Source organism: Algimonas ampicilliniresistens, assembly GCF_030159955.1.
Taxonomy (GTDB): Bacteria; Pseudomonadota; Alphaproteobacteria; order Caulobacterales; family Maricaulaceae; genus Litorimonas; species Litorimonas ampicilliniresistens.
Genome location: NZ_BSNK01000001.1, coordinates 1,262,808 through 1,286,750, shown reverse-complemented (window position 1 = coordinate 1,286,750; position 23,943 = coordinate 1,262,808). Strand labels below are relative to the sequence as shown.

The window sequence follows — 23,943 nt, the reverse complement described above, 5'->3', positions numbered from 1 at the left end:
AGGTCTGATTATCCTCTGATTTTCTGTGCCAATGATGCGCCGACTCGGCCAAAGAAGCCCTTACGTGCCACGGCATCCGTTGCGTAGAGTGGATAACGACCCACTTCCTCACCTGATTTGGTTACGACCAAGTCAGCGATCTTACTCCCGGCCTCGACCGGAGCGACTGCCGGGGTGTAGTCAATACGGGCTTTGATCTCGTCGCGATCGGTCCGTTCAAATCCGATTTGAATGTCGTCACGAACAACTACACCAACATCTTCGGCCTTGCCCATATAGACAGGTATGAAACCGATCTGATCGCCAGGCTGGTAAAGTGATTTGATGTCGAAATCGCGGAAGGCCGCCGACATGATCTCTCTCGCGACAGAAGCGCGCTCTGACTGGCTGCCCAGACCGTTGACGACTATCGTGCGGCGTTCACCGTCCCGTAAAGCGGACCCGACCAAACCATAGCCCGAGACAGAAGTTGATCCGGTCTTGATCCCATCTGCGCCCGTAAATGAGCCCAGCAGGGGGTTCCGGTTACCTTGCGAAATGCCGTTCCATGTGAAGCTGCGTTCCGAATAGATTTTGTAGCGGTCTGGAAAACGCGCGATCAAATCTCTGGAAAGCGTTGCCAGATCTGACGCACTGATTTCATGGCCTTCATCGGGCCAGCCTGTGGCATTACGAAAAGTTGCCGATTGCAGCCCCATTTCACGGGCGCGCTCTGTCATGCGTCGTGCAAAGGCGTCTTCTGATCCGGCCAAACCTTCTGCCAGCACTATACACGCATCATTGCCGGATTGGATGATTACGCCGCGAATCAAGTCGATCACGGGGACTTGGGATCCAAGCTTAAGAAACATCGTCGAAGACCCAGACTGAACGCCGCCGCGCCGCCAAGCTTCTTCGCTGACAGTAAAGAGTGTGTCCTCTTGGATATCGCCGCGCTCCAACGCTTCGAACACCATGTAAGCCGTCATGATCTTAGTCATAGACGCAGGCGGCATGGGCCGGCGTGCATCCTTCTCGAACAGAACAATGCCCGTATCGTGATCAATGATGATTGCTTGCTTCGCCGCCGTTTCTAACGGGGCGGCGGATACCGTGGTCAGCCAGCTACTACCGGGAAGAAGAATTAGGGAGAGAAGAAGAGGTTTCAGCATGCTCTGACAGGAATCGAAAAACGGACGCCGGGATGACGTCCGCATCGAATGCCTTGAAACTGAGGCTGCCGCAAGGCGGCCAGGTCAGCCAATTTTGCGTTGGTCTATTTTGTGTCGAGTCGTTCCGCGATAAATTGCGGCTCCGGGGATTGGTCGTCAGATCGAGCAATGTGAATCGGGCCTTTAATCGTAAGGGTGATATCGCCACCGCTCGGCATGCCGGCATCAGGGGCGGCGCGTGGGGCAACAGGCACAATCGGGGCCGGTAGTGACGGCGCTTTGAATTCTGGAATCATTGGCGTTGGGGTTGGCGAACGCGGGCGTCGGGGCGCTTCGACGATGTTTTCCCGCGGAAGTTCAACAGAGCGTGGCATATTGCGCGGTAGCGTCCGGCCTGCCGCCATTGGATCGGCGGGTCCGGCATACTGCACGCGAACATTGGCGAGACCCTTCGACTTGAAACCCAAAGCTTCGGCGGCGGCCTCAGAGAGATCAATCATACGATTGCCAATAAACGGACCGCGGTCATTGAGGCGCACCGTGACAACGCGACCATTGTCGAGATTGGTCACAACCAGCATGGAATTGAGGGCCAGCGTCTTATGCGCGGCAGTCATATCGCGCTTATTAAACGTTTCACCGGTCGCAGTGGGCTTGCCGTGGAATTTAGGGCCATACCAAGATGCTTCACCGACCTCATCATAGTCCGGTTGATGTTTCGGCGTGTAGGTTCCGCCCATGATGGTGTAGCGTTTGCCGACTTTCTGGTGACTATATAGCTGGCGATCAACTTTAGACGGGTCGAAATGACGTCCTTGCCCACCTAGCGGCGTTGTCGAATGCGGGCTTGTCCCGACACCCGGAATTCCCGGGCGCATTGAGCGCTTGGAAAGGTCGAGCGACGCATATTGAGCGTTACCTTGCCCCATTTTATAGGTGATTGGCGCGGCTTTAGCCATTTTGCTTGTGGCACTTGTCGTTGCGCAACCTGTTACCATCAAGCCTGCTACGGCTGTGATCGTTACCAGTTTCAAAGTCATGCAAGTCATTAAACCCTCTTCCGCGTTTTGCGTTCAGTGCCACTCGGGCACCCTCACCTATTCAATTCGAAACTGTCCGGGCTTTCGCCACGCGCTTCGTGTCATTGAGGAACGGTTTACGGGATCGGTCCTAATCTGCGGTTGGGAAACAATGATAACAGATTCCAAATTCCTGTAGTTAGGCTGCAGTTAACGCGATTGATGGTTGAACCACGGCACGGGCCGCATTAAAGCGCGCCCACCACGAAATGACGAAACGTCATAAACCCGTTGGGCGGGTGGCAGAGTGGTTGAATGCACCGGTCTTGAAAACCGGCAAGGGGGCAACTCCTTCGCGGGTTCGAATCCCGCCCCGCCCGCCACTCTCTTAAACCATCAGGACTTAATGGGCCTAGATATCCGGATCTCCAGGTACACAATTGCACTTGATATATAACAGCACTTATATATTAGCGCTGTTATGAATACAAGACATGCAGATGGCTTAGGCACGCAACTTCGCAGGTTGTTGGAACTTCTCGATGGAGATCTGGAAACGATCTACCGAGAACGGCACCCGGTCTATACGCCAAGGTTCACGCCAGTTGTTAAAGCCCTCACCGCCGAGACCAGTCTGACGATCAAAGAGATAGCCGCACGGTCCAACGTCTCGCATTCTGCCGCGAGTCAGACAGTCTCAAAGTTGAAGAGTCACGGCTTAGTTGACACCCTCCCTGCCCGCGACCAGCGGAGCAAACGGATTTGCTTGACGGAAAGCGGTCGGGCCATGTTGCCGATGTTGAATGTATTGTGGGACTCAACGACCGCCGCTGCGAGAGAGCTAGAGGCAGAGCTTTCATACTCGCTCAGCGCTATACTGACGGAAGCCATCGAACGTCTGGAGCACCGATCATTCCAGGATCGAATCGAGAGCCAAGTAAAAATAGGAGCGCGAGTCCCAGATGCGGAAGGTGTGGCATGAGGCGTTTTATTCTTGCGGCCTTTTTGAGCTTAACTCCGCTTCCCGCCTTTGCCCAAGGGGCAGAAATCACGGCGAATGATAGGTCTGAAGTAATTGAGGCCGTTATCACCCATCTCGAAACTCATTATGTTGATATGGCGGTGGGTAAGTCGACAGCCGCGAAATTCCGCGAGGACCTTGCTGACGGTCATTTCGACGCGCTGACTACAGGTCATGCTTTTTCGGACGCCGTTACGGACCGCCTGCAGGCTTTGACAGGCGATGGTCACCTAAACGTCGAATATTTCGAAAAACCGATAATGCAGGATGATAGCGACGAAGACGCGTTCAATGCGGAGCAAATGGAACGGTGGTACGGTTCGCATATCAATTTCGGGGTCGAGTCCGTCAAAAGACTGGATAGCAATATCGGGTATCTTGACCTTCGGGTGTTTCCGCCCGTTGAGATGGGCGGTGACACCTTTGTTGCGGCCATGAATGTCGTTGCGAACATGGACGCCTTAATCATCGACTTGCGAGAGAATGGTGGCGGCATCGGGGATACGGCCGACCTAGTGGCGAGTTATCTGTTCGGCCCAGACCGACAGCAACTTACAGGCATCTATGATCGCCCTAGTGACACACTGACCCAGCGCTTTAGCCAAGCTTACGTCCCTGGCGCGCGGTTTGGACCTGACAAGCCAGTCTATGTTTTGATCTCTAAAAAGACCTTCTCGGCAGCTGAGGCATTGGCTTACAACCTACAGGCTTTGGACCGAGCCGAAATCGTGGGAGAAACGTCGGGCGGTGGCGCTCACCCATTCGACTACCAGCCTATTCATTCGAATTTCGTTTTATGGTCCGTGACCGCCAAGAGCGTTAATCCAATCACAGGAGGAAACTGGCAATCCGTGGGTGTGAAGCCTGACATTAAAGCCCCCGCTGATGCTGCGCTGGATCGTGCCTTGGAGGATTTATCGCGGCTGAGCGGCCCGTAATCACTTAACCTTTGCCGGTGCGGTTGGCCCAGACTTCCAGACCATCTAGACATCCGGTCCATCCTACGGCGTGTCGCTCACGAGCCTTTATATCGGGAATCCGTTCGTGTGTTACGGTAATCTGTGTGGCGGTCCCGTCGCCGGAGGATTGCAAGTTAACGGTTACACGCTCCGTCGAAGGAGCGCCCTGATCAATAGACCATGAAAAGACGAGGCGGTTTGGGGGCGTGATGTCTTCATAGGTTCCTGAGATCCAAATCACCTGTCCATCAGCAAGCTGATTTCCAATCCGATAATGACCGCCAACACGAAGATCGATCGTTGCACCAATGCAGACAACGTCGTCAGGGCCCCACCAAGCGATAAGTTGACTGGCTGTTGTCCAAGCCTCGAAGACTTTTTCAATCGGCGCCCTCACCCGCTTTTCGATCACAAGTGTTTTGGCGTCAGACGTCATCATCATCCGTTTCAACATATTTGGCGAGAGCATCTAGGCTGCCGGACCAGAAGTGACGATAGGTTGAGAGCCACTGTTCCGCGTGCTGCAAGGCAGCAGGATCCAGAGTCAATATATGCGTTCGCCACTCGATTGTGCGACGGACCAAGCCAACAGATTCGAGCACTTTCACATGCTTGCCAATTGCAGCCAGCGACATATCAAACGGCTCTGCAACCGCGCCAATACTCGCCGGACCAGAGGCGAGCCGAGCGATAATGGCGCGCCGAGTCCCATCCGATAGGGCCTTGTAGATACCGTCAAGCGAGTGCGCCGTGGCGTCAGTTGTTGCTGTCGAATTCATGCTGATTGACTCATTAATCTACTTGGTTTAATGATACAAGTCCCATCACAAAACGACGAACGAGCGCCCCATGCCGATATATCAAGACATTCTACTATCGGCAGACCCTCACAAAGTCTTCAAAACGCTCACAAGCAGTGACGACTTTGGCGCGATGACTGGGCAGCCTGCGGACATGGATGTGAACGCTGGTGGTGCCTTCACCTGCTTTAACGGACAAATTTCCGGCCGGTTCATTGAGCTGACACTCGGAAAGCAAATCGTGCAAGCTTGGCGTCCCGGAAATTGGGATGCAGGCGTCCACTCTATTGTTCGGATTGACTTGGCTCCAGATAAAGCGGGAACCCGACTGACCTTGTTTCATGACGCATATCCGCCTGAATTTGAGCCTCATCTAGAAGCTGGCTGGGATAAAATGTATTGGGATCCGCTCAAGGCATTTTTGACGTCTAGCTAACCGCCTGTCTGGAAAATCCACGACCCGTATCGTTGTTCATGGTAATAGGCATTCCCAATGACTTAGAGGGGCAATGAATATGCGACAAATGGCTGACCCAAAACATTGGTCCAAGGCCGAAGAGATTTTCCTCCTCGGCTTTCGGCTACTCGTCGGTGGATTCCTAGTCTGGGGTGTGTGGGACAATGTCATAAGTTCGGACAGAATGGCCGAGTTCTCACGCTTTTTGGCATCACAAGGGTTCGTCTACCCAGATCTACTGGCGCCGGTTTCCGTATATGCGCAGCTTGTCTGCGGCATAGGGATTTTGCTCGGCCTCATGACTCGCTGGCTGGGTGTCGTCTGCGCAGTGAATTTCCTCGTCGCACTTATCATGGTCGATGCCCAAGGCGGTTTCAGACAAGCGTTCCCAGCGGCAATGCTAATCATGTTTGGCCTATATGTGGCTTCGCGAGGCGCAGGACGTTATTCTATTGACGCTGTCCTTTGGAAGACGCCGGAATAATTTTCGCTGAACCCGGCTGAAACAGGTGCCTGCTTCCCCCACAGTCATTTGTTTAAATTGAGTGATAAGCCTTCATAAGACCTAAGTCGTCGGTTCCTGCGTATGTAGATTTGACGCTGCAGAAACTGGCTGTGACGACTATCTTGTGGTTGACACGCTTACATTCGTTTGTATTAGCGCGCTAACACAGTCACACGGATGTCATGACAGATTTAGCCTTCAACGAACTTTGCTCCACATTAGCGCGCGTCGATGACTCCGACGCGATGCGGGCCGTGTTGGTCGATTTATGCACACCGGCGGAACTTCGGGCCTTGTCAGAGCGTTGGCGCGTGGCAAAGGCGCTGGCCGAGGGCGAGATGAGCTACCGGGAAATCAGCGCTGACACAGGCGTTAGCACCACAACAATCGGGCGGGTTTCCCGCTTCCTAAAAGATGAGCCCCACGGCGGATACCGCCTGCTCTTGGAGATGACACAATGAGCGACAGGCTCAGAATTGCTGTACAAAAAAAAGGCCGCCTTGCGGATGATAGTTTCGCCTTGTTGAAGGCGTGCGGTCTACGTTTTTCTATTCGCGGCGGCAGCCTGCTGGCGCGTGTGAAAAATATGCCGATCGACCTGCTTTTGGTACGGGATGACGATATCCCATCCTTCGTGTCCAATGATGCGGCCGATATCGGTATCGTCGGCGAGAACGTATTGGTTGAAGAACAGCTCACAGGTGAGCTTGATGCGGATATTGCCATGCGTCTCGGGTTTTCACGTTGCAAGCTTTGCCTTGCCGCACCAGAACGCGGGGCCGTCAAATCATCGGACGATCTAGCCGGAACACGGATCGCCACGACTTACCCCGGCGTCACGGCGAGGTTCCTGCGTGAACGCGGCATCGAGGCTAAATTGGTTGAGATGAAAGGCGCGGTCGAATTGGCCCCATCTATCGGCGTCGCGGAGAGTATTTGCGACCTCGTGTCATCGGGCGCGACTCTAGAAGCCAATGGCCTGGCCGCATTTGAGACGATCCTGAATTCGGAGGCGGCCCTAATCCGCAGTTCACGCACTCTGTCTCCGGAAAAAGCTGACCTTCTTGATAAATTGATGCGCCGGATCGAAGGCGTAATCAAATCAGCCGAGACCAAATATATCATGCTCAATGCGCCGAAGTCCCAGATTTCAGCCATTACTGAACTGCTCCCCGGCTCTGATGCGCCAACCGTTATGCCGCTGGCTGGCAATGATGATCTAGTCGCCATTCAAGCCGTCTGCACGGAAACCGTGTTTTGGGAAACGCTCGAAGGTCTGAAATCGCTCGGGGCTCGGTCTATCTTGGTGCTGCCGATTGAGAAGATGATGAGCTGATGCGCCGTTATGACTGGACATCACTGAGCGCGGAGGCGCGTGAAACCGCCCTCGCCCGCCCGGCCGAAATTGCGGATGATGCTCTCCTCGCGCGCGTTCGCGACATTCTCGCCGACGTGAAAGCGCGGGGCGATGCCGCTCTCGCGGACTACACACGACGGTTCGATACGGACGCTGAGATAACCCTGCGCGTTCCGGATGAAGCATTGGAAGCGGCTTGGAACGGTTTGGACGCCTCTGATCAGGCCGTCATCGAACGCGCTCGGCGCAATGTGAAAACCTTCCACGCCGCGCAAATGCCCGAAGACATCGAAGTTGAGACAGAACCGGGCGTTGTCTGTCGCCGTGAAGTCCGCGCCATTGATACGGCGGGCCTGTATATTCCGGGCGGAACTGCACCTCTGGTGTCGACGCTCATCATGCTGGCGACGCCGGCTAAAGTGGCCGGGGTTCGCCGCCGCATTGTCGTAACGCCACCGAGCAAGGACGGAACGATTGACCGGTTTATTCTCGCCTGTGCGTATAGGTGTAACGTGACGGATGTCTTCGCAGTCGGCGGAGCGCAGGCCATCGCCGCCCTCGCCTACGGCACCGAAACTATTCCGCGCTGTGACAAGATTTTCGGCCCCGGTAATGCCTATGTTGCGGCGGCCAAGTCACTCGTTGCTCAAGCAGCAGGCGGTCCGGCGATCGACATGCCCGCTGGACCGTCGGAAGCGATGGTTGTCTGTGATGAAGGCGCAAATCCAGCCTTCATTGCCTCTGATCTACTTAGCCAGGCTGAGCACGACACAGTGGCGCAGGTTGTTTGCGTTTCATGCTGCCCCGACGTTGCCGTCGCGGTTCAGAACGCTGTGACCGAACAGCTTCAAACATTAAGCCGGAAGGATATTGCCGCGACGGCACTGTCGCACGCCCGCATGATTGTGACGGATGACCGGGCTGACATTGTTGACATCATCAATCGCTACGCGCCCGAACATTTGATCGTGCAGATGGAACGTCCGGAGACATTGGTGCCAGCGATCCGTAATGCGGGATCTATTTTCCTTGGACCGTGGACACCGGAATCCGTTGGGGATTACGCGTCAGGCACCAACCACACGCTGCCCACCAATGGCGCGGCGCGGGCCTATAGCGGCATCACTATTGAGAGCTTCCTGAAATTTGTCTCGGTCCAACGCTTGTCTAAAGCCGGATTGAAACGTCTCGGCCCAACCGTTGAGCGACTGGCCGAAATGGAAGGGCTCGACGCGCATAAGAACGCTGTCACGTTACGGCTTGAGGCAATGTCATGACTAAGGTTGAAAAGACGTGGGCGGATGCCATTGCGCGACCCAATATTGTTGCCATGACCGCCTATTCGGCCCGTGGTGAATCAACCGGGGCGTTGCACTTAGATGCGAATGAGAGCCCTTGGGCGCCGCCGCCCGGCACAGCATCGGTCGCTGGCTATAATCGTTACCCCGCACAGCAACCAGGTGTGCTGCGCCAGCGTCTCGCCGATCTATATGGTGTGCCGTCGGATGAAATTATCATGGGACGCGGCGCGGATGAAGTGATCGACGTCTTAGTTCGCACTTTTTGCGTCCCCGAAAAAGACCGTATCCTTTTGTCTTCCCCGACATTTTCATTTTTCAATACGGTCGCATCCTTGCAAGGTTGCGACGTCATAGACATCCCCGGCGGCGGCGATTTGATGCCGGATATGGATGCCATTGTCGCAGCCGTCTTGCGAGAACAGCCAAAAGTCACTTTCCTCTGCTCACCGAACAATCCGACAGGTCATTCGATTGATGAGGTCGACATTTTGCGCGTTTGTGAAGCCAGCAATGGTTTGGTGGTGTTGGACGAGGCTTACATCGAATTTTCTGATCAGCCGAGCCTCGCCGCCCGGCGGCCGCAAAATCTTGTCGTGGCTCGTACCCTGTCAAAGCTTTACGGTCTTGCTGGTGTTCGCCTCGGCGCGGCGATAGCCGATCCGGCGGTTATCAAGTTGATGCTGAAAGTCATTCCGCCCTACCCGGTACCAAAACCGGTCATTGATACGGCCATGTCAGCGCTCGCCGCCCCAGCTATGGCCGTTGTTGAAGCGCGTCGGGCGATATTGAAGTCTGAACGGGACCGAGTTGCGGCTCAATTGGCGCAATCTGACTTCGTTGAGACGCTCTATCCATCGGACGCCAATTTCATCCTATTCAAGGCCGTGAACGAAGCGGCCCTATTATCGCGTCTTGCGACGGCGAATATCCGCATCCGCGATTTCCGTAGCAAGATCCCCGGACATTTCCGTCTGTCGATCGGCACACCGGAAGAGAATGATCTCGCACTAGCGGCATTCGGATTGATTGAAATTAATCAGGCACCACAACGAGTTGGGGAAGTTTTCCGAACCACGAAAGAGACAGATGTCGCCATTCGTGTGAATTTGGACGATCCGACCGCTGTGCGCATTGATACGGGCCTTGGCTTTTACGATCACATGCTGGAACAGATCGCTAAACATGGCGGGATTGGTCTGACTTGCGTGGTCAAAGGCGACCTCGAAATTGATGCTCACCACACCGTAGAGGACACGGCTTTGGCGCTCGGCTCCGCCATGAAACAGGCACTTGGCGATAAGGCCGGGATTGGCCGATATGGGTTTGTTATGCCGATGGATGAAACACAGGCGCGGGTAGCCATCGATCTGTCCGGGCGTCCTGCGGCTACCTTTAAAGGTGATTTCCCAACGGACCATGTCGGCGAGTTCGCGGTCGAGATGTGCCCGCACTTTTTTCAAAGCCTTGCGCAAACCCTCGGCGCCGCGATCCAGATCGACGTTGAGGGCGAAAATAGCCACCACATGATTGAGGCCTGCTTCAAGGGTGTCGGTCGCGCACTACGCCCGGCCCTATCCGTGTCTGGTACCGATATGCCCTCTACAAAGGGCGTGCTCTAATGACCCTTATAACTGCAGCATTTTCGTGAGCGTCCTAATTGTCGATACGAAATGCGCTAATCTGGCATCCGTTGGGTTCGCCTTTGATCGGATGGGGATTACGAACCGGATCAGCGATGATCCGACTGAAATCCGCTCGGCTGACCGGGTTCTAATCCCCGGCGTGGGGTCGGCACCCTATGCAATGGAGAAGATACGCGCCGCAGGTTTGGAAGATACGTTACGCTTGTTGAATCAACCTGTGCTTGGTATTTGTCTAGGTATGCAACTCTTGTTTGAGACTCTGGAAGAAGGCGGCACATCCACAGCTGGATTGGGACTGGTGCCAGGACACGTTGAGGCGCTGGATACAGGCGACCTACCGACCCCGCATATGGGTTGGAACCAGTTGACGGATCTAATTGATGACCCGCTCACACACGCGCTAAATGAGGGCGATCATGCCTATTTCGTTCATTCTTTCGCAGCCTTAATTACAAACGAAACGGTGGCAACTTGCCGTTACCACACGCCTTTCTCCGCCATGGTGCGCCACAATAATGTCCGTGGCTGCCAATTCCACCCGGAGCGAAGCTCGCAAACGGGTTCCGCTATCCTGAAAGCTTTCGCAACGTTATGATTTACCCCGCTATCGATCTCATGGACGGAAAATGCGTCAGACTGCTCAAAGGCAGCTTTGACGATAAAACCCAATATGAAGAAGACCCACTCGAAGTCGCGCGCGGCTATGCGCGCGGTGGTGCCGAATGGATGCATGTGGTCGATCTGGATGGTGCGAAGAACGAAGAGCTTGTCCAAGCCGATCTGATCGGTCAGTTGGCCCAAACAGTGGGTCTGAAAGTTCAGGTCGGGGGCGGTATTCGCGACATGGTCACCGTGAAGCGCCTGCTGGACGCGGGTGTGGAACGGGTCGTGATCGGCAGTTTGGCCGTCAAACGTCCCTTCATGGTCAAACACTGGATCGAAGAGTTTGGCCCCGAGCGTATTGTTCTCGCCTTTGACGTGAATATTGACGAAAGCGGTGTCGCTTATCCGGCCATCAAAGGGTGGACGGAAACGACGACCACCCCATTTTTCGACGTGCTGGACAATTACACGGCATCAGGTCTGAAAACGATCCTTGTTACGGATATTGGCCGCGACGGCGCAGGGACTGGGGGCAATACAATCCTCTACCGGAAAATCATCCAGACCTATCCAAACCTCAACTTGATCACATCAGGCGGTGTCGGCACGCTCGATCACGTGCGTGAGCTCAAAGCCTTCAACCCCTATGGTATCGTTATCGGCCGTGCTTTGTATGAGGGTCACTTCACCTTGAATGAGGCGATTGCGTGCTAGGCGTTCTGATATGCTAGCCAAACGGATTATTCCGTGTCTCGACGTCCGTGACGGCCGCGTCGTCAAAGGAGTGCAGTTTCGCAATCACGAAGATGTCGGTGATATTGTGGAGCTCGCCGCTCGCTATCGGGACGAAGGCGCGGATGAGCTCGTATTCTATGATATCACCGCATCGACAGACGACCGGCAAGTCAGCGCCGACTGGATCGGGCGGGTCTCACGCGAACTCGACATTCCGTTCTGTGTTGCGGGCGGGATCGATAGTGTTGCTGTCGCTGGCGCGCGTCTGGCAGCGGGGGCCGACAAGATCAGCGTTAACTCCCCGGCCCTGCTCCGCCCCGACCTGATTGACGAATTACAGGACGCTTTTGGCCGTCAATGTATCGTTGTCGGCATCGACACGTTTGAACAAGACGGAACTTACCGGGTTAAAAGCCATACGGGCGACCCGTACAAAACGCGAGAAACTGGACGCACCACATTGGATTGGGTCCTCGAAGCGACGGATCGCGGGGCGGGTGAAATTGTGTTGAACTGTATGAACCAAGACGGCGTGCGCCAAGGGTATGATGTCAAACAACTCAAAGCCGTCCGCGCAGTCTGCAACGTGCCATTAATCGCCTCTGGCGGCGCCGGAGCAACGAAGCACTTTGAGACCGTGTTTAAAGAAGCGAATGTGGACGGAGCTTTGGCCGCGTCCGTGTTTCATAAGCAGGTCATCGCCATTCCGGATTTAAAACGTGATCTGGTTCAGGCTGGACTGGAGATGCGACTATGATCGTTGATTTCTACTCTCTGAAATTGGGGGCGAACGGCCTCGTCCCCGCCATCGTGCAGGATGCCGACACGCTGCAAGTGCTGATGCTTGGCTATATGAATGAGGCGGCCCTGACCAAGACGCAGGAAACAGGTCTCGTCACGTTCCACTCGCGCAGTCGCGATACGCTCTGGACCAAGGGCGAGACGAGCGGGAACACGCTCTCACTCGTCGGTCTCGACGTGGATTGTGATGCGGACACGCTGCTTATTAAAGCCCGTCCGGCGGGTCCGACCTGTCATGAAGGCACCGTGTCGTGTTTTGGAGCTGAGGGTGCCAGCGGGGTCGGATTTCTATCCTATCTCGAAACCCTCATCGAAGGCCGGAAAGACGCTGATCCTTCTAGCAGCTATACGGCCAAACTTCTGCAGGGCCCGCTGGTGAAAGCCGCTCAGAAGGTCGGCGAAGAAGGGGTGGAAACCGCGCTCGCCGCTGTGGCCGAAACAGACCAAGACTTCCTCAATGAAGCCGCTGATCTGCTTTATCATTTGCTGGTTGTTACCCGCGCGAAGGATCTCTCATTGAATCAAATCCTTGAGGTTCTGATGTCTCGCCATAGCTAGGCTTGCGATCTCACAAACGCGTTTCTGTCTGCCTCTGTATGTGTCTGTGGCTAGCCTAGAGACATAACATGAAACTTATCTTTCCAATCCCCGTTGCCCTTCTGACGTTTATGGCGGCGGCTCCAGTATCCGCAAACCCATTCGCTGACATATCGACCTATGACCGTGACGCGCACAGTCGGACGGTGACACAGTGCGATCTGATCGCCGGACATCCCAGCGATCCGGAACGCGTGACGCCTGGCGTGTCTCAAAATGAGATGGATAAGCCAGCGGCCATTGCCGCCTGTCACACCGCGCTCCAGGCTGATCCTGATAATCCCCGGCTCAACTATCTACTCGCCCGCGCCTATGGTTATTCCGGCCTGCATGCGGAGAGTGATCCCTACCGCATCAAGGCACTCAATGCGGGCTATCCTCAATCGCTCTTTGTGATTGGATACATCCGGATCGAAGGTTGGGACGGGCGGCCCGCTGATCCCTGCTATGGCGGTGAACTCGTCCGCCGCTCAGCCCACGCCGGCCGCTTCGCCGGGCTCGTCGGTTTTCCGCACTATGTGCAGACCGGGACGTTCAACGGATGCACGGACTATCCCAAGATCAATCAGGACGAAATCCTTGGCTTTCTGGATACGGCAGAAGAACGGGCTGAGGGATATTATCAGCGGATCCTCGTAAAGTCTCTAAAGGTCCATTTCGAAGCCAAATAGCGACATCTAAAACGCCTCAAACGTTTCCTTCTTCTCAAGCGGTTGCCATTTGCCGTCGACCATGTGGATGCCACATTCGGTTTTGCCTTGGTTCCGCCAACGGCCCGCGCGGGGGTCCTCGCCCTCAGCGACACGCGTCGTGCAGGGTTGGCAGCCAATCGACAGATAGCCGAGCGCAAACATTGGATGCGGTGGTAGGTTGTGACGGCGAATATAGGCGGTCACGTCTTTTGCGGTCCAATAACCCAGCGGATTAATTTTCACCATTCCTGGCTCACCATCCGCGCCATCCAAGGGCTCATAGATCGGCATATTGGCGCGTTCTGGGGTCTGGTAGCGTTTGCGTCCCGTAATCTGCGCGCCGAAATGACCGACAGCAGAGGCAAGCGGACGCACCTTGCGCAAAGCGCAACAGGCGTCGGGTTCCGCCTCATGCAAAGCCCCGGTCGGGTCTTGCTCAATCAACTCATCGCGGTCCGGACGGACATTGATGAAATTGGTCAGGCCAAGCTGCTCTATTAGCGTATCGCGATAGGCCAGTGTCTGCCGAAAATGCTTGCCCGTATCCAAGAAATAGATGGGCAGGTCCGGCCGGATACGGCTGACCATATGTAGCAAAACCGCACTATCGGCGCCTAGCGAGCTGGCGAGGAAGATATCACCGTCATGCTGCGCGATGGCACGCCGCAGCGCTGCCTCCGCGCCCAGTCCGAAAAAAGGGTCGTCGGTTTTTCGCTCCTCCATCGCGGTCAGGCGGGCGTCGAAAATAGATGTGGCGGGGCCAGGCTTCACGGCATAACCGCGTTGATAGGTCAGGTCGAACGCATCCAGTGCTGCATCCCAAGCCTCAGGTGTATGCCGAGCCAGCTCTCTGTCCGCGATACGTACGGCATCAAAGCCGCATTGAAGTGCAAAGGCGAACTGATCTGGAATGAGTTGGCCATCCGCGACGAGCAAACCCGTATAGCCATGACGCAGGCGCAGAAGCCGGGCCAAGCTGAAACCGCGACCATCCGTAAAGGCAGCGAATTCAACAAAGATCGACTGGATACGCGGCAAGGCGTCCACAATTTCCGATAGGTCAGCATCAGGCGGCAGCCGTAGTGCCTCAATATCCGTGTTCCGAGACAGGGCGTCTACGTCAGACGGGTCGACCGCATTCGCGGCCACGCCCGTGGCGCTGACGAGTGAAAGATCAAGCGCTGGCATAGAGTACCTCCTTGAACGCCTCAGTGCCGAGGCGGCGATATGTGTCGAGAAAGCGCTCATCATGTTCGCGCGCGCCAACATAGAAATCGACGATCCGTTCGATCCCGTCGACCAGTTCTTCTTGGCTGAAACCTGCGCCCATCTTGTCACCAATGGCGGCTGTTTGCGTCGCGTCGCCACCCAGCGTGACTTGGTAAAACTCGACCCCAGCTTTTTCGAGCCCGAGAATACCGATATGGCCAACATGGTGATGGCCGCAGGCATTGATGCAGCCGCTGATCTTGATCTGCATCTCGCCGATGGCTTGCTGACGATCATGATCCTCAAAGCGTTCGGCAATCGCTTGCGCCACGGGGATAGATCGCGCTGTCGCCAAGGCGCAGAAATCCATACCCGGGCAGCAGATGATGTCGCCAATCAGATTGATATTGGCGTCTTCCAGATCAGCCGCAACCAAGCCGTCCCACACGGCGCGTAGCGCGTCCTGACGAACATGCGCTAGGACAATATTCTGTTGGTGAGTGAAGCGCAGCTCACCGAAACTATGAGCATCGGCCAGATCGGCTACGGCGCGCATTTGTTCTGTCGTGACATCTCCTGGCGCGCGCTCTGGATCTTTCAGCGAGATATTGACAATCGCGTAGCCGGGTGCCGCATGTGCGACGACATTCGTGTCGACCCACTTGCGGAAGACTTCGGGCTGGCTCGCCATGTCTAACGGCTTGATCCCGGTCTCAAAGGCCGGCGACGCGAAATAGGTTGCAATCCGCGCACGTTCAGCGGCGCCGACGGCAATGTCGCTCGGGTCCAGCGCCGCGAATTCGTCTTCGACCAGTCGCGTAAAATCTTCGATGCCAGTCTCACGGACAAGGATTTTGATCCGGGCTTTGTATTTGTTATCGCGCCGACCAAAGCGGTTATAAACCCGCATCGTCGCTTCGAGGTATGGCAGCAGATCATCCTTGGGCAGGAAGGCCCTAAGCGTCTGGCCGATCACCGGGGTTCGTCCGAGGCCACCCCCGACGATGATATGATAACCCACCTCTCCGGCCTCATTGCGCACGACTTGAATGCCAATGTCGTGGCCTTTGATCATCGCGCGGTCTTGCGAAGATGCGGTCACAGCAATTTTGAACTTGCGTGGCAAAAAGGCGAATTCAGGGTGTAGCATCGACCATTGGCGGATTAGCTCGGCCATCGGCCGTGGATCTTCGATTTCATCCGCCGCCGCGCCCGCATAGGGGTCGCAAGTGACATTGCGGATGCAGTTCCCGCTCGTTTGGATCGCGTGCATGTCGACGCTGGCAAGGTCTGTCAGCATCTCCGGTACATCGCTCAGCACAGGCCAGTTGAACTGCATATTCTGACGCGTCGTGACGTGCCCGTAGCCCTTGTCATATTTATCCGCGAGATGGGCGAGCATACGCAACTGATCGCTGCGCAGCGTGCCATAAGGCACGGCCACGCGCAGCATATAGGCGTGAAGCTGCAGATAGAGGCCGTTCATCAGGCGCAGCGGACGGAATTCCGCCTCGCTCAGCCGTCCATCGAGACGGCGCACGACCTGATCGCGAAACTGGGCCACGCGCGAGTGTACAAACTCCGCGTCAAATTCATCATAGCGGTACATGGGTTAGCTTTCGGAAATCAGATCGGCTGTGTCGTAGGACGGGCCGTGGGTTCGGAACCGTTCACGATAGCGGGCGGGCTTGGCATCCACTGTGTCAATAAAATATGCGCCAACGACAGTGTTGGCCTGTTCTGCGGCTTTGGCGATCTCATCCATTTTCTCGATGACGGTTTCGTCTTCTGTCAAAAGCGCGTCTGCATAATCCCGCGACCAGTTAAGGTCCGTCGTCATCCAGACACTCAGCCCGGAGACCAATTCGTTTGCCGTCATGGCCTGCGGGCCTTTGCCCTTATGTTTGAGCGTGCTCATGATGCGGCTTTCAGCGCAACGGCGGATGGGCGGCGGTCATAACCAATCATGACCACGGCTGGCCCTTTGATGCCGTTTGAGGTGAGATCGTCAGGCAATTGGCTCAACGTCGTGGCGACAATAATTTCATTGGCGCGAGAGGCGTTCTCGACCACGGCCACAGGTGTTTCAGGCGAGGCTCCATGCAACAGTAACCGACCCTGGATGAAGCGCGCGGCGCGGAGACCCATATAAATTGTAGCGCGAGCATTGGGTTTAGCGAGGGCTGTCCAGTCTAACTCGGCGAAGCCTTGCTCATCATGCCCGGTTGCCAATGTGGCGGCCGTATTTTCGCCGCGTACCGTCAAGGAATGACGCAGCGATGCCGCCGCTGCCGTCGCCGCTGTGATGCCAGGATGAATGGTGAAGCCGATCCCAGCCCCATCGAGCGCAGCAAATTCTTCTTCAGCGCGGCCAAAGACAAGCGGATCGCCGCTTTTCAGTCGGACGACGCTTTCGCCAGCCTGTGCTTTTTCAACGATAATCCGGTTGATCTCGTCCTGACGCGTCGACACACCGCCGGGAATTTTGCCGACATAGATAAATTCGGCTTCACGGCGGCAGAGTGACATAACCTCATCACTGACCAAACGATCATAAACCACCACATCCGCGCTATGCATGACGCGCAGCGCACCAACAGTAAGAAGGTCAGGATCGCCCGGTCCCGCCCCGACAATGTGGACGTGTCCAACGGATGTTTCCTGCGGTGCTGATAATTGGCGTGCCGTATTATACCGGGCCGTGACTGTGTCGGAGTCCAACTCAGCATAATCGCCCAGACCGGACCCCAGAACCGTCGCCCAGAGCGCTTGTCGCTTGGCGATGTCGGGCTCATCGACCTTCAGTTGGTCGCGTAGGTTTTTGATTGTCTTGGATGTTTCTCCAAGACTGGATGGGAGGCGGGATTCTAAATCGCTTTTCAGTGCGCGAGCTAGAGCGGGGCTGGTGCCTTCCGTGCCAATCGACACAGCCACCGGCGATCGATCCACAATGGCGGGCGTGATGAAATCGCATCCGGCGGGTTGGTCGGCGGCGTTGACCGGAATGCCGACCGCGCGCGCAGTCTCAGCAATCCGATAATTCTCATTCGGATATTCGGTCGCTGCATAGATCAGGGACGCCGTGCTCAGATCAGCGTCTGCGACGATAGTCAGGCGGCCTTGCTCTGCCCAGCGACGGATTTCCTCACCGGGTGTTTCTGAAATGACGACGAGGTTGGCATCCGTCTTGAGCAAAGTACGGAGCTTGGCTTCGGCCGCACGGTCGCCCCCGTATACGAATACAGTCTTGCCGCGGAGATCGAAATGGATAGGAAGATAGCGCATCACAGTATCTTTATTGTCGAAGGGTTCGCTTGAAAGGACGTTTCGTTCTGTATATAGAACAGATAATAGATTGCCACCCCAAAAAGCTCACGAAGGCGTTATGCCCAAAACACCGACCTCAACGCGTAAAGCTCGCACTCGCCGCCAGCCCTGTGCTGAAACTGACGCACTGGCCGAAAAACTGGGTGAAACCATCGGTCGATTGAGAAAGGCAGATCAGCTTTCACTCGGCGATCTGTCTGAAATGTCCGGTGTGGCCAAATCAATGATCAGCCAGATCGAGAAAAACGAATCTAATCCGACGGTCGCAACCTTGTCGCGGCTATCCCAAGCGCTCGGCACCAGTGTTGAAGCCATGTTTGCCGCTGCCCCTACGGATACGGCCCTGGTTCAACACGCGAAGGTTCAGGACATCCCTCGCATCACCTCGGATGACGGGTTGTGCGAACTTCGTATCATCGGCGCTATTGAAACCGTCCAATTTGTCCAAGTCTATGATTTCCGGGCTGAGCCGGGCGGCGTGTTGATAAGCTCCCCTCACCCTATCGGTTCTGTTGAAAACCTGACCATTTTGTCGGGAGAGCTGGAAGTGCGTATCGCAGATGAACGCTGGTCCGCGCGTGAAGGTGAGACCCTTCGCTACCATGCAGACAGACCGCACAGCATACACAATTTAGGGGATACGCTGGCCCACGCGACAATGGTCAATATTCTCGCCCATAGTGTTCGTAGCGGATAAGGAAGATTCCCGGCTTGCCATCCGCGTGGGTGGCGTTAGTCCGTCGCCCCTAATGCAGTACCATTCTCATCTCGATAAAAGCGTCACGGCCTCATTCGGAGACGCGCTCCTCGCTAGCCTCACACCGGATGGCGGATTGTGGATGCCGAACAAGATTCCGCATTTCACGCCCGGCCAAATGGCTGACTTGGGCGCGATGGACTTTGCTGACTGTGCCGCGGCGCTTGCGGCCCATTTCACGGATGATCGATTTGATGAGGAGACGCTGAAAAGTCTCTGCCGCGATGCCTATAGTTATGACGTACCGATGATGACGTTAGGCGGTGAACGGCTCGACCCAGCCATGGCGCCAAACGCCGACGAATTTGTGCTAGAGTTATTTCACGGTCCGACATTGGCCTTCAAGGATTTCGCGGCCCGCTTTATGGGGCGCGCGGCCTCGCACCTCATGGCGAGTAGCGGGCAACGGCGGACTATTTTGGTCGCCACGTCTGGCGATACGGGGGGCGCGATTGGTGACGCCTTCTTGGATCAAGACGGCGTTCAGGTCTTCATTCTGTTTCCAAAAGGCGGCGTTTCGAAGGTGCAAGAGCAGCAACTCTGCACCATGGGTGGCAAGAACTCCAATGTACGAGCGCTGTCCGTTGATGGCACATTCGATGATTGTCAGGCGCTGGTGAAAACAGCCTTCGCTGACGCTGAGCTGTCAAAGCGCTTCGATCTGATGAGCGCTAATTCGATCAATGTCGGCCGCGTTATTCCGCAGAGTTTCTATTATGTCTGGGCGTCCCTTCAGGCCAAGGCCGCCTATCCGACCCGGGATTTGGTTATCTCGATCCCATCCGGCAATCTCGGCAATTTGACCGGCGGCCTGATCGCGCGGAAAATGGGGGCACCCATCGACCGCTTCGTCGTCTCGCACAACGTCAACGACCCGTTTGTCGATTATCTGAAAGACGGCGAATACCGCCCGCGCCCATCCACGCCGACCCTGTCCAATGCCATGGATATCGGGCGTCCGAATAACTTCCCCCGTATTTTGAGCCTATTCGATGGCAATCTAGACGCGATTCGAGAGGTTTGTTGGGGAGTCTCGTTCGATGATGAAACAACCGCGCGTCATATTCGCCGCATCTATACGGATACGGGCTATCTTATGTGCCCACATACCGCTGTTGGCCATATGGGGATGCGTGCTTTCCGTGAGGCGCACGACATAGACGCGACATTCCTGACGGTCGGTACAGCCCACCCCGCCAAATTCGCCGACAGTCTTGAGACGATCATCCGCGAAGATGTGCCGATGCCAGCGCCCTTGGCCGCGGCCTTTGAAGCCAAAAAGCGTGTCACAACCATTGATCCGACGCTGGACGCGCTTGTTGATCAGATCGCTTTGGTCGTCACTTGAAGCTAAGTCGCGCCGAATTTGAGCGCCGATACGCTGCGGGCCAGTTAAAACTGGCGCTGATTGGCATGTCCAATATCGGCAAAAGCTATTCCGGCATGCGACTCGCAACCCATTTCGACTTCACCCTGATCGAAGTAGACCGATTGATCTGGGACGCGCTCGGTGAAACGGATATGGATGCGTTTGCGGCGTGGCAGGGCCAGCCGTATAGCGAGGGATATGAGGCGCGAGAGCGCGAATCCATTGCGCTGGAAACGGATGCCACGCGTAAGAGTCTACAAAGCCAGGCCCGCAACGCCCTGCTCGATACGACGGGATCTGTCATCTATACGGATGCGGCAGTTCTGAAGACGCTCAGTGAGGACTGGTTCACAGTCTATATCGAAGCCGCGCCGGAACATTTGGAGCGCCTCAAATCTCAATATTTCGCTCAGCCCAAACCATTGGCTTGGAATGGCCACTACAAGAAACGGAACGGGATGAATGACACGGAATCGTTGCTTGCCAGCTATCCCGATCTCTTGGCGTCGCGTGCCTCGGCCTATAGCGCGCTCGCTGACCATACAATCAGCTCCGCCGATATTCTGACCGATCAGGTTGAAGTCCTATTCGACCTCATCAAGCCAGCCCGCTAGCAAGCGGCGACGCGCTAAATCGGACAATAAATCAATGTGATCCGCGCGATCATTAAGGCATGGAACCGCCGCGAAGTGGGTGCCGCCTGCGTGGAGGAAGCTCTCCTCTGCTTCCATGGCAATCTCTTCGAGTGTCTCTAGGCAATCGGATGAAAAGCCCGGCATCATGACGGCGACCTTCTTGATGCCTTGTTCTGGCAGCGCTTCCAGTACCTTATCTGTGTAGGGTTGCAGCCAGGCTTTTGGCCCGAACCGGGACTGGAAAGTCGATTGCAATGTCTCTTCGCTATAGCCGGTATGTGCGCGTAGCAGCACGGTCGTCTCTAAGCATTCCGACTGGTAGGGGTCGCCCGCATCGACATAGGTTTGCGGCAGGCCGTGATAAGAGGTCAGGATCCGGTCTGGTGTCCAATCCAGCGTCGCCAGATGATCGGACAGGCTATCCGCCAACGCCGCAATGAAAGCGGGTTCGCGGTAATAGTCGCGCAAGAACCGGAGTTCCGGCACATCCCATTTATCTTCTAGCGCTTTCGCCACGCCGTCATAGACCGACGCCGTCGTGGCCCCCGCATATTGTGGGTAGAGCGGTAGCACTGCGATCTTCTCGCATCCCGCAGCCATCAACTTTTCTAAACCCGCACCAATCGACGGGTTGCCATAACGCATTGCCGTCTCAACCATGACCGCATCGCCGAGCTGCGCTTGGACCCCAGCGACTTGGGCGCGGGTAATCCGGACAAGCGGGGCTTCCTCGCCCTCACCCCAGATGCTGGCATAGGCTTTGGCGGACCGTTTCGGACGAATCCGGAGAATCACGCCGTGTAGGATCGGACACCAGATCCAACGCGACGTATCCACGACGCGATAATCGTGCAGAAATTGCGCCAAGTAACGGCGCGTGGCCTCCGCCGTAGGAGCATCAGGGCTCCCAAGATTAACCATCAGTAGACCTAAGGGCACAGGGTTCTCCAGATTGTCGATAAAACGACAGAAAGTAGCGTTGAATCATTCCGCTGCGCTGTCTACGAATGACTAAGCCATGCAGACTGCCGAATGCGCGCGCAAGTCGGTACATGATCGGAGACCCATTATGAAACGACTTTTTCTTGCCACATCCTGCCTCGCAGTTTTGGCACTCAGTGCGTGTCAGGACGGCCAGACCGTGGAAGCGGGCAATACGGTCGATGAGCTGACACAGGCAGCCGTCACACCAGCAGAACAGCGACCCACCGTTCAAGATGCGCGCGAATTTTTAGACGCGGCAGAACGGGACATTGTCGCCAACGGCATCATCGGAGCTCGCGCGGCTTGGATCAACGCTAACTTCGTGACTGAGGACACCAATGCACTGGTCGCGCAGACCTCTGCGGACGGGGCGAAACTTAGCACACGATTGGCGAATGAAGCGAAGCGCTTCAACGGTGTGTCTCTTCCGGTCGATATGCGCCGCAAGATCGACATGCTCAAACGGGGTTCAAACTTCCCGGCGCCCAACCGTCCCGGCGCGGCAGAAGAATTGTCAGAAATCATGGCGGGTCTCGACGCAACCTATGCGACGGGCAAATTCAACATTGATACGGACAATCCCAAAATCAAAGATGTTCTGGGTGAAGTTGAAGGCGACACAATCAATCTTGGTGAGGCGACTCGCCTGTTGGCGCAATTGCGTGACCCGGAGCTGACGCAACAAGTCTGGGAAGGCTGGCGCACTGTTAGCCCGCCCATGAAAAATGATTACGCGCGGATGGTCGAACTCATCAATGAAGGCGCACAAGAACTGGGTTATGATGATGCTGGCGCGCTGTGGCGGGCAGGTTACGATATGGACGCTGATGCGTTTGCGACCGAAGTTGATCGGCTTTGGGGTCAAGTCAGCCCGCTTTATGATCAGCTTCACTGCTTCGTACGCGGCGAACTGAACGAGACCTATGGCAATGATGTGGTGCCACTTGATGAGCCCATTCGCGCTGACCTGCTCGGCAATATGTGGGCGCAGACTTGGGGTAATATTTACGATGTTGTCGAACCTGCCGATGCAGGCGCCGGTGTCGATGTCACCGCACTGCTCAAAGATCAGGACTATGACGCGCTGAAGATGGTCGAGACCGCCGAAGGGTTTTTCGAGTCTATGGGCTTTGCGCCGCTACCGGACACATTCTGGGAGCGGTCATTGATCACTAAGCCGCAGGACCGCGAAGTTCAGTGCCATGCTTCTGCGTGGAATCTTGACGGCCAAGACGATGTTCGCATTAAAATGTGCACGGAAGTTACGGGAGAAGATTTCGACACAGTTCACCATGAACTCGGTCACAACTTCTACCAGCGCGCCTATAAAAACCAGCCCGTCTTCTACCAATCCGGCGCCAATGACGGCTTTCATGAAGCGATTGGGGACATGATTGCCCTGTCGATTACACCTGATTATTTGGTACAAATCGGTCTGTTAGATGAAGCCGACGTACCTGGTGAAGATGCTGACATTGCGCTGCTCTTACGGGCCGCAATGGACAAAGTGGCCTTCCTGCCCTTCGGCCTCCTGGTCGATAAATGGCGCTGGCAGGTCTTTGACGGCACACTGAGCCCAGACGAATATAATGATGGCTGGTGGGCATTGCGCGAGCAGTATCAAGGCATTCAAGTGCCAGATGAGCGTTCAGCCAATGCGTTCGATCCAGGGGCGAAGTACCATATTCCCGGAAATACGCCCTATATGCGCTACTTCCTGTCCTACATCTTGCAGTTCCAGTTCCACAAAGCTGCCTGCGATCAGGCTGGCTTTGAGGGACCGCTGCACCGTTGCTCGGTCTATGGCAATACGGATGTCGGCGCGCGTTTCAATGCAATGCTCGAAATGGGTCAGTCCAAGCCTTGGCCAGACGCACTCGAAGCCTTCACCGGCACACGCGATATGGACGGTTCCGCAATCCTCGAATATTTCGCACCGCTAATGACTTATCTGGAAACCCAGAATGAAGGCCGCACCTGTGGTTGGGACCGAGGCGCAAGCGAATAAGGTTAACTTATGT

General features: G+C 55.7%; 26 protein-coding genes and 1 tRNA gene. 18 read left to right on the top strand and 9 right to left on the bottom strand.

The window, feature by feature from the left end:
• Nucleotides 1-8: 8 nt before the first annotated feature.
• Nucleotides 9-1,151: a D-alanyl-D-alanine carboxypeptidase family protein gene (locus tag QQL54_RS06045; RefSeq protein WP_284388653.1), complete on the bottom strand. Its 1,143-nt coding sequence runs from the start codon at nucleotides 1,149-1,151 to the stop codon at nucleotides 9-11.
• A 104-nt stretch (nucleotides 1,152-1,255) separates the two neighbouring features.
• Complete coding sequence (locus QQL54_RS06040) at nucleotides 1,256-2,191, bottom strand: septal ring lytic transglycosylase RlpA family protein (protein WP_284388651.1); 936 nt, start codon at nucleotides 2,189-2,191, stop codon at nucleotides 1,256-1,258.
• Nucleotides 2,192-2,463: 272 nt separating this feature from the next.
• Between QQL54_RS06040 and QQL54_RS06035 the strand changes: the two genes are divergently transcribed.
• From QQL54_RS06035 to QQL54_RS06025, 3 genes are all read left to right on the top strand, one after another.
• A tRNA-Ser gene (locus QQL54_RS06035) sits at nucleotides 2,464-2,553 on the top strand.
• 98 nt (nucleotides 2,554-2,651) lie between these two features.
• The gene (locus QQL54_RS06030) at nucleotides 2,652-3,152 is read left to right on the top strand and encodes a MarR family winged helix-turn-helix transcriptional regulator (protein ID WP_284388649.1); all 501 of its coding nucleotides are present in this window, start codon (nucleotides 2,652-2,654) and stop codon (nucleotides 3,150-3,152) included.
• A complete protein-coding gene (locus QQL54_RS06025) occupies nucleotides 3,149-4,129 on the top strand; it encodes a S41 family peptidase (protein WP_284388647.1) in 981 nt (326 codons plus the stop codon). Before QQL54_RS06030 ends, QQL54_RS06025 begins: the two co-directional genes overlap by 4 nt.
• A 4-nt stretch (nucleotides 4,130-4,133) precedes the next feature.
• Here the strand turns inward: QQL54_RS06025 and QQL54_RS06020 are convergent, their stop codons facing one another.
• Together QQL54_RS06020 and QQL54_RS06015 are read right to left on the bottom strand one after the other, a co-directional pair.
• On the bottom strand, nucleotides 4,134-4,619 hold the full coding sequence (locus QQL54_RS06020) for an SRPBCC family protein (protein ID WP_284388644.1): 486 nt from the start codon (nucleotides 4,617-4,619) through the stop codon (nucleotides 4,134-4,136).
• The gene (locus tag QQL54_RS06015; protein ID WP_284388642.1) at nucleotides 4,576-4,929 is read right to left on the bottom strand and encodes an ArsR/SmtB family transcription factor; all 354 of its coding nucleotides are present in this window, start codon (nucleotides 4,927-4,929) and stop codon (nucleotides 4,576-4,578) included. The genes QQL54_RS06020 and QQL54_RS06015 overlap by 44 nt, the downstream gene beginning before the upstream one ends.
• Before the next feature lie 70 nt (nucleotides 4,930-4,999).
• Here QQL54_RS06015 and QQL54_RS06010 point away from each other — a divergent pair, with 70 nt between their 5' ends.
• The 11 genes from QQL54_RS06010 to QQL54_RS05960 all read left to right on the top strand — a co-directional run bounded on the left by QQL54_RS06010 (nucleotide 5,000) and on the right by QQL54_RS05960 (nucleotide 13,620).
• Nucleotides 5,000-5,386: an SRPBCC domain-containing protein gene (locus QQL54_RS06010; protein WP_284388640.1), complete on the top strand. Its 387-nt coding sequence runs from the start codon at nucleotides 5,000-5,002 to the stop codon at nucleotides 5,384-5,386.
• 73 nt (nucleotides 5,387-5,459) lie between these two features.
• Entirely contained in the window at nucleotides 5,460-5,891 is a 432-nt protein-coding gene (locus tag QQL54_RS06005) for a DoxX family protein (RefSeq protein ID WP_284388638.1), read from the top strand.
• A gap of 203 nt (nucleotides 5,892-6,094) precedes the next feature.
• Nucleotides 6,095-6,373, top strand: a complete 279-nt coding sequence (locus QQL54_RS06000) for a YerC/YecD family TrpR-related protein (RefSeq protein ID WP_284388636.1) — start codon at nucleotides 6,095-6,097, stop codon at nucleotides 6,371-6,373.
• On the top strand, nucleotides 6,370-7,248 hold the full coding sequence (hisG, locus tag QQL54_RS05995) for an ATP phosphoribosyltransferase (protein WP_284388634.1): 879 nt from the start codon (nucleotides 6,370-6,372) through the stop codon (nucleotides 7,246-7,248). The genes QQL54_RS06000 and hisG overlap by 4 nt, the downstream gene beginning before the upstream one ends.
• Complete coding sequence (gene hisD / locus QQL54_RS05990; RefSeq protein WP_284388631.1) at nucleotides 7,248-8,546, top strand: histidinol dehydrogenase; 1,299 nt, start codon at nucleotides 7,248-7,250, stop codon at nucleotides 8,544-8,546. Before hisG ends, hisD begins: the two co-directional genes overlap by 1 nt.
• Nucleotides 8,543-10,189 (top strand): histidinol-phosphate transaminase, encoded by a 1,647-nt coding sequence (gene hisC, locus QQL54_RS05985; protein WP_284388629.1) that lies wholly within the window; start codon nucleotides 8,543-8,545, stop codon nucleotides 10,187-10,189. The genes hisD and hisC overlap by 4 nt, the downstream gene beginning before the upstream one ends.
• Before the next feature lie 25 nt (nucleotides 10,190-10,214).
• Nucleotides 10,215-10,808 (top strand): imidazole glycerol phosphate synthase subunit HisH, encoded by a 594-nt coding sequence (gene hisH / locus QQL54_RS05980; RefSeq protein WP_284388627.1) that lies wholly within the window; start codon nucleotides 10,215-10,217, stop codon nucleotides 10,806-10,808.
• The gene (hisA, locus tag QQL54_RS05975) at nucleotides 10,805-11,530 is read left to right on the top strand and encodes a 1-(5-phosphoribosyl)-5-[(5-phosphoribosylamino)methylideneamino]imidazole-4-carboxamide isomerase (RefSeq protein ID WP_284388624.1); all 726 of its coding nucleotides are present in this window, start codon (nucleotides 10,805-10,807) and stop codon (nucleotides 11,528-11,530) included. The genes hisH and hisA overlap by 4 nt, the downstream gene beginning before the upstream one ends.
• Before the next feature lie 10 nt (nucleotides 11,531-11,540).
• Nucleotides 11,541-12,308 (top strand): imidazole glycerol phosphate synthase subunit HisF, encoded by a 768-nt coding sequence (gene hisF, locus QQL54_RS05970; RefSeq protein ID WP_284388622.1) that lies wholly within the window; start codon nucleotides 11,541-11,543, stop codon nucleotides 12,306-12,308.
• The gene (hisIE, locus tag QQL54_RS05965) at nucleotides 12,305-12,910 is read left to right on the top strand and encodes a bifunctional phosphoribosyl-AMP cyclohydrolase/phosphoribosyl-ATP diphosphatase HisIE (protein WP_284388620.1); all 606 of its coding nucleotides are present in this window, start codon (nucleotides 12,305-12,307) and stop codon (nucleotides 12,908-12,910) included. Before hisF ends, hisIE begins: the two co-directional genes overlap by 4 nt.
• A gap of 68 nt (nucleotides 12,911-12,978) precedes the next feature.
• Nucleotides 12,979-13,620, top strand: coding sequence for a hypothetical protein (locus tag QQL54_RS05960; RefSeq protein ID WP_284388618.1), 642 nt, complete (start codon nucleotides 12,979-12,981; stop codon nucleotides 13,618-13,620).
• A gap of 6 nt (nucleotides 13,621-13,626) precedes the next feature.
• Here QQL54_RS05960 and QQL54_RS05955 read toward each other — a convergent pair whose 3' ends face one another.
• From QQL54_RS05955 to cysG, 4 genes are read right to left on the bottom strand one after another with little or no spacing between them, the layout of a single operon-like run.
• The gene (locus tag QQL54_RS05955; RefSeq protein WP_284388616.1) at nucleotides 13,627-14,829 is read right to left on the bottom strand and encodes a phosphoadenylyl-sulfate reductase; all 1,203 of its coding nucleotides are present in this window, start codon (nucleotides 14,827-14,829) and stop codon (nucleotides 13,627-13,629) included.
• Complete coding sequence (locus QQL54_RS05950) at nucleotides 14,816-16,459, bottom strand: nitrite/sulfite reductase (RefSeq protein WP_284388614.1); 1,644 nt, start codon at nucleotides 16,457-16,459, stop codon at nucleotides 14,816-14,818. Before QQL54_RS05950 ends, QQL54_RS05955 begins: the two co-directional genes overlap by 14 nt.
• A gap of 3 nt (nucleotides 16,460-16,462) precedes the next feature.
• Nucleotides 16,463-16,768, bottom strand: a complete 306-nt coding sequence (locus QQL54_RS05945) for a DUF2849 domain-containing protein (protein ID WP_284388612.1) — start codon at nucleotides 16,766-16,768, stop codon at nucleotides 16,463-16,465.
• Complete coding sequence (gene cysG / locus QQL54_RS05940) at nucleotides 16,765-18,135, bottom strand: siroheme synthase CysG (protein WP_284388610.1); 1,371 nt, start codon at nucleotides 18,133-18,135, stop codon at nucleotides 16,765-16,767. Before cysG ends, QQL54_RS05945 begins: the two co-directional genes overlap by 4 nt.
• Before the next feature lie 100 nt (nucleotides 18,136-18,235).
• On the opposite strand from cysG, the gene QQL54_RS05935 reads away from it, so the two are divergent.
• From QQL54_RS05935 to QQL54_RS05925, 3 genes are read left to right on the top strand one after another with little or no spacing between them, the layout of a single operon-like run.
• Nucleotides 18,236-18,874 carry a helix-turn-helix domain-containing protein gene (locus QQL54_RS05935; protein WP_284388608.1) on the top strand — a complete coding sequence of 213 codons (639 nt, stop codon included), beginning with the start codon at nucleotides 18,236-18,238 and terminating at the stop codon, nucleotides 18,872-18,874.
• Nucleotides 18,875-18,926: 52 nt separating this feature from the next.
• Nucleotides 18,927-20,282, top strand: a complete 1,356-nt coding sequence (gene thrC, locus QQL54_RS05930; protein WP_284388606.1) for a threonine synthase — start codon at nucleotides 18,927-18,929, stop codon at nucleotides 20,280-20,282.
• A complete protein-coding gene (locus tag QQL54_RS05925; RefSeq protein WP_284388604.1) occupies nucleotides 20,279-20,917 on the top strand; it encodes a shikimate kinase in 639 nt (212 codons plus the stop codon). Before thrC ends, QQL54_RS05925 begins: the two co-directional genes overlap by 4 nt.
• Here the strand turns inward: QQL54_RS05925 and hemH are convergent.
• Nucleotides 20,888-21,877: a ferrochelatase gene (hemH, locus tag QQL54_RS05920; RefSeq protein ID WP_284388601.1), complete on the bottom strand. Its 990-nt coding sequence runs from the start codon at nucleotides 21,875-21,877 to the stop codon at nucleotides 20,888-20,890. The two genes, QQL54_RS05925 and hemH, sit on opposite strands and share 30 nt — an antisense overlap.
• 130 nt (nucleotides 21,878-22,007) lie before the next feature.
• Between hemH and QQL54_RS05915 the strand changes: the two genes are divergently transcribed.
• Nucleotides 22,008-23,930, top strand: coding sequence for a M2 family metallopeptidase (locus QQL54_RS05915; RefSeq protein WP_284388599.1), 1,923 nt, complete (start codon nucleotides 22,008-22,010; stop codon nucleotides 23,928-23,930).
• The last annotated feature ends 13 nt before the right edge of the window (nucleotides 23,931-23,943 follow it).